The 4,892-nt window shown below is 64.3% G+C and carries 4 protein-coding genes and 1 pseudogene; 2 read left to right on the top strand and 3 right to left on the bottom strand.

All coding sequences use genetic code 11. From position 1 onward, the window contains the following. Positions 1-387: 387 nt before the first annotated feature. Complete coding sequence (locus ACFYO0_RS46370) at positions 388-1,254, bottom strand: esterase/lipase family protein (protein WP_388688489.1); 867 nt, start codon at positions 1,252-1,254, stop codon at positions 388-390. 573 nt (positions 1,255-1,827) lie between these two features. Further along, positions 1,828-1,920 (bottom strand): annotated as a pseudogene (locus ACFYO0_RS46365) (transcriptional regulator); the annotation flags it as partial. Positions 1,921-2,020: 100 nt separating this feature from the next. Here ACFYO0_RS46365 and ACFYO0_RS46360 point away from each other — a divergent pair. Then, on the top strand, positions 2,021-2,320 hold the full coding sequence (locus ACFYO0_RS46360; RefSeq protein ID WP_388688486.1) for a hypothetical protein: 300 nt from the start codon (positions 2,021-2,023) through the stop codon (positions 2,318-2,320). 1,230 nt (positions 2,321-3,550) lie between these two features. Beyond that, on the top strand, positions 3,551-3,943 hold the full coding sequence (locus tag ACFYO0_RS46355) for a VOC family protein (protein ID WP_388688483.1): 393 nt from the start codon (positions 3,551-3,553) through the stop codon (positions 3,941-3,943). A 9-nt stretch (positions 3,944-3,952) separates the two neighbouring features. Here ACFYO0_RS46355 and ACFYO0_RS46350 read toward each other — a convergent pair. Then, positions 3,953-4,761 (bottom strand): IS5 family transposase gene (locus tag ACFYO0_RS46350; protein WP_388688481.1). Its coding sequence is split into 2 segments (ribosomal slippage): positions 3,953-4,407 and positions 4,407-4,761, totalling 810 coding nucleotides; the frame shifts between segments, so codons are not numbered across the junction. Between the last annotated feature and the right edge of the window lie 131 nt (positions 4,762-4,892).

Below are 4,892 nucleotides of genomic sequence, written 5' to 3'. Positions count from 1 at the left end.
CAGTCTGATGGACTGACCGTACCGGGCACCTCTGACAATCCCCGGCCCGTTACTTCGCGCGTGCCCTGTGGCTTGACAAACGGCATTAGGAATCGGTGGCACGAACCTACTGATCGCCAGCCTTCGGTGACAACGCTTCGATGGCACAGGACACTCACCCCCGGACAAAGGCCCTGCGTGCTCGCCGAGGTCAATAGACGCGGCCCTGTTCCGGTGGACAGCACCATCAGCACATCTCCTTGGCCCGGTGCCCTCGGACTGCCACAGGCGCCCGCCCCGGCGGTGGATCGCGGCGTTGTCGCCCCCCGACTTCCGGCCGGACAGTCTGGAGCCCCGGCCGAGGCGGTGTGAGGATCGGTGCTGCCTCGGCCGGAGCGGTCGCGGGATTCAGCTAATGACGGGGGGCACGGGGTAGCAGCCGGGCTCCACCGCTCTTGAGGTGTCCAGGGCGTTGAGGACGAGTTGGTGGACGATGGGGTCGTAGGAACTGCCGATGTGGTCGGTCAGGTCCTGGCGGCAGACGTCCTGCAGCAGGATGTTGGTCACCTTCGCGCCTGGACCCGCGGTGAGGTACTGGTTCGTGTAGGGAGTGACGACCTCGTCGAAGCGGGTGACGATGGTGGTGTAGGTGACGCCAGGGATGGTGTCACCGCCCCTGTCGAGCCTCGTGTGGACGTCCGAGCCCACGACCTGGTCCGGTAGCGCTTGACCGCCGAGCTTTCCCACCCAGCCGAGCACACCGATGGTCTTGGCCAGGGTAGCCAGTCCAAGCATGGTGGTCCCGTGATTGGACGGGGAGATACCAACCAGGTGGTTGACCTTGGCGGCTCCGCCGTTGAACTTCAGGTACCAGCGGGGCAGTACGCCGCCGCCCTGTGAGTGTCCGACCAGGTCGACCTGGTCGGCGCCGGTGACCCTGAGCACCCTGTCGACGAAGCCCGCGAGTTCGACCGCCGAGTCGGGGATATGGTTGCGGCCCTTGATGACTTCCCCCCGGGGAGCGCCCTGGTTGATCGCGAAGACGCAGTAGCCTTCGTTGCGGAGCTTCGGGGAGAGCTCGTTCCAGTTGTTGAAGGCGTTCTCGAACGTGCCGTGGATGAGGACGACTGGTCGCGGGTGCCGGGCTGTGGGCTCGCAGTCCCAGTCTTTGGCACCGGGCGGGTCGGCGTCGGGCCGGCTGAAGGAGTTCAGGAACGCCTGGGGGAAGTTGTCGATGCCGGGTGGCACCGGGGTCGGTTCCGCTGCTCGTGTCACTGCCGGTGCGGTGGTGACCGCTGGTGCCGCCGTGGCGGTTGGCGCGGCGGCAAAGGCTACGAGAGTGGTGGCCACGGCGCCTGAGAGGTGGCGGACCAGCCTGCGTCGGAGGGGGATGCGGGCATGGGTGACCGCGGAATGGCGGACTCTCATCGAAGGTCCCCTTCGGGGATGGTGACGGGCCGAGGGCTGACGCACGCCCCCTCACGAAGCGTCACCGTCCGTGCCCGTCAGGTGAGTTGGTCACCCCTGACAGTGCCCCTTCTGATCTGCCATCTACCGAAGAGTCACCCATATCGGTTATTAACTGTGATTACCCGAATGGGTAGCGGCTCTCTTGTCGCCCGGTGCGCCCCGTGATGGAACCGCCCCTCGGGTCACGAGCGTGGCGGACCGCCCCTCGCTCCGCGCCAGGGCTCGTGCGCGTGCGCCAGGAGACCGGAAGCACTCCCGGCCTACCGAACGCGCCGTTTCCGAAGGGAGTTACCGGGGAGGACACCCGTGGTCTCGAAACTCACCGACATAACCAACCAGGTGACGGAATTTGGGCGGCGACGGGTCGGCGCTCTCTCCGATCGCCCGCTGGCGGGGCCGGTCGACCTGGGACTGGTTGAGCGGGTGGATTTCCACGCGGGTGCCGTGGCCTTCGCTGATACCTCGTGTGAGGGGTCGTGCCTGCGGATAGAAAGCGGGGAAGGCGGCACCGCTTCGTCAGGCACGCATTTTGGGCCGCCTGGACAGCTCACTGCGAGGGAGAGGGGGAGGAATGACTGCGGACATGGTGAGCGCGGATGAGTGGCTGGGCGAGATCACGGCTCAAGCGCGCAAGAGCCAGTCGAGGGTGTTCTCCGTGAGCGTGCCGGTGAATCACCCCGTGACCCCGCATGAGGTGCCTGAGCACCTGCTGGCAGCGGCGATCGAGGGCGTCGAGGGTCAGGGATGGCAGTTGGACAGCGTGAGTACGTACGGCGCTTCCCTCCCCACGTACCTTTCCCCTCCCTATGATCTCGTTCCCCGCTTCTGGGCCTTGTTGATCTTTCGCACCACGTACCAAGGCCGAGCCTGAGTATCCGTCGGACGTTGGTGACGTACTCGTACTGACCCAGCTGCGGGTGGCGGACGATGAGCTGGTCCACCCGCGCGTCGTCCAGCTCCTGATCGTCGTTGGGAATTAACGCCGAGACGGGGAAACCGCGCTAGGAGACGCTCTCAGGGGCTCGTTGGCTGCGCTGGAGTCGGTGCCGACTTGGTCGACGCACTCCCGCTCTAGCCCGACCCGTCGTTGCCTGGATCTAGTTCCCGGCTTGGATTGCCCCCACCTTGTGCGAGCTCTGGATCGTCAGCCGCCTCAAGAGGAACTACCTCTTGCAATCCAAAAGCGCTCCTGATCTTGGACCCAATACCTTCAGCCACTGCGTGACCCGCCGCAGAAACGATCGGGTTTACAAAGTGAACAAGAATTACGCCACCAGAATAGGCTAGAAGCAGCGTGGGCACGTTGTTGGTGACACTGATAGCTGACACCACGCCAGCTCCATGGGCTGCAACGTTCTCAAGTGGCGTCCAAGAGTGCGGTGGAGAGCCGAAAACGGGTACTACAGCTTCACTGCTCCTGAGGATGTCAACTAGCCCTCGATAGTCTGCGCGAGCCACTCGCTGACAGGTTTTGGCGAAGGAGTCCAGCGGCGACCAGGTGGAGTTGCCCCTACCTGGTGGTAGCCCCTGCGGCGGCGCCGTGACTTCTCTAATTTGAGCCTGACTCAGAAGCTCATTGCTGGCGGAAATTGCGATAGTGCAGCCAGCCATGGAACCTGACTTCATTCCTATGCGATATTGAACCGCATAAGTCTTCCCACCTTGAAATGTAGGCATTCTTGGCGGCGGCGGCCTGTCCATTTTTTCCCTACCCCCCGATCCACATCGCGGCTAGCCAACTTATCGCAGAAGAAGTGAGGTGGGGGTGGAGATGACTATTCACCCCGGCACGGCGGCGCCGACCCGCAGCTAGCAGGGCGCCATGAACGAGACCTGCGCGGTGTACGAGACCGACCCGCCGGGGTCTTCTTGGGCTAGAACTCGATGTATGCGACGACCATGATCGTTATCTGAGGTCCACGGGGATTATTCGCAGTTCAGGCTGAAGTGAGCGCCTGAGGGACGTAAGTCACACTAGATTTAGACGTCGTTTCCTTTGGTGTTGATGGGACGGATCGGGGGGCGTAGGTAGGGGTATCGCGCGGCGCTGGCAGCGGCCAGATGGTGGCCTGTCGGCAGCGGAACCGGGCAGCAGCACTGCATGAAGCCCCAACCGCGTTTCACGTTGGCCGCGACCACTCTTGATGCACCGAACCCCCATGAGTTGGCGCAGTTCTATCAGGGCTTGCTCGGGTGGCTGGTGCGGAAGGAAGAATCGGGCTGGGTTGAGATCGCAGCGCCCGACGGCAGTGCCGGACTGTCGTTCCAGACGGAGCCGTTCTTCACGCGTCCGCAGTGGCCTTCCACACGGGCAGAGCAGCAGATGATGATGCATCTGGATATCGAGGTGGACGATCTGTCAGCAGCCGTCGAACATGCTCTCGCCCTGGGGGCAACCGTGGCGGACTTCCAACCTCAGGCCGACGTGCGCGTCCTGTTCGACCCAGCGGGCCACCCCTTCTGCCTCTTCGTGCGCACCGGCCCGACCACCTGACAGGCTGGTTCAGGTAGTGAGTCTCCGGTGGCTGATGAGGGCTGCGGCAATGGCGACGAAGGCGAGGAAGTGCTCGGCCTTGCGCTCGTAGCGGCGGTGCAGGCGACGGCATCCGGCCAGCCAGGACACGGTGCGTTCGACCACCCAACGGTGTCGGCCCAGCCTTTGGGAGGACTCGATGCCCTTGCGGGCGATGCGGTGGCAGATACCTCTTTTGCTCAGCCATCGACGCAGGTGGTCGTAGTCATAGCCCTTGTCGGCGTGGAGCTTGGCCGGTCGCCGGCGACGCGGGCCGCGGCGGGAGCGGATCGGCGGGATTCCGCGCACCAGTGGCTTCAGGCCGAGACTGTCGTGCATGTTGGCGCCAGAGATGCCCAGCGACAGGGGCAGACCGTTCCGGTCCGTGATGAGGTGGATTTTCGATCCGTTCTTGCCGCGGTCAGTCGGATTCGGTCCGGTCAGTGGCCCCCTTTTGCGGCCCTGAGGCTGACAGAGTCGATCGCGCACCGCGACCAGTCCAGCTCACCGCGGGCGCCGAGCTCGTCCAGGAGGACGCGGTGGAGCCGGGCCCACACCCGGTCCCGGCTCCACCGGGCGAAACGGCGGTAGACCGTCGGCCAGGCCGGGCCGAACACTGGGGGAAGCTGCCGCCAGGTACACCCGGAGGTGGCTACGAAGATGATCGCCGCCAGGCATTCTCGGTCACCGGCCCGCCGTCGGCCGCCCCCTTGTGGACGTACGGCCTCCCTGGGCGGAACCACCCGCCGGAACAGGGTCCATAACTCCTCCGGCACCAACCGCTCAACCAGATCCGTCATGCACGGATCAACGAACGATCACGCCAAAGGAAACGACGTCTAAGTGAGCGTTTGGTTCGCCTATCGAATAGTTCATGACGATTTTCAGCGGCCAGACACGAACACCGAACCAAGTGAAACGCCGGAAAAAC

It is taken from the genome of Streptomyces sp. NPDC006365, assembly GCF_042870755.1.
Lineage (GTDB): Bacteria > Actinomycetota > Actinomycetes > Streptomycetales > Streptomycetaceae > Streptomyces > Streptomyces xiangluensis.
This window is presented reverse-complemented; position numbering and strand designations above follow the sequence as displayed.

Bases quoted from the DNA above. Each gene is read 5' to 3' on its own strand.
- ACFYO0_RS46360 (WP_388688486.1), top strand. From the start codon at position 2,021: ATGACTGCGGACATGGTGAGCGCGGATGAGTGGCTGGGCGAGATCACG.
- ACFYO0_RS46355 (WP_388688483.1), top strand. From the start codon at position 3,551: ATGAAGCCCCAACCGCGTTTCACGTTGGCCGCGACCACTCTTGATGCA.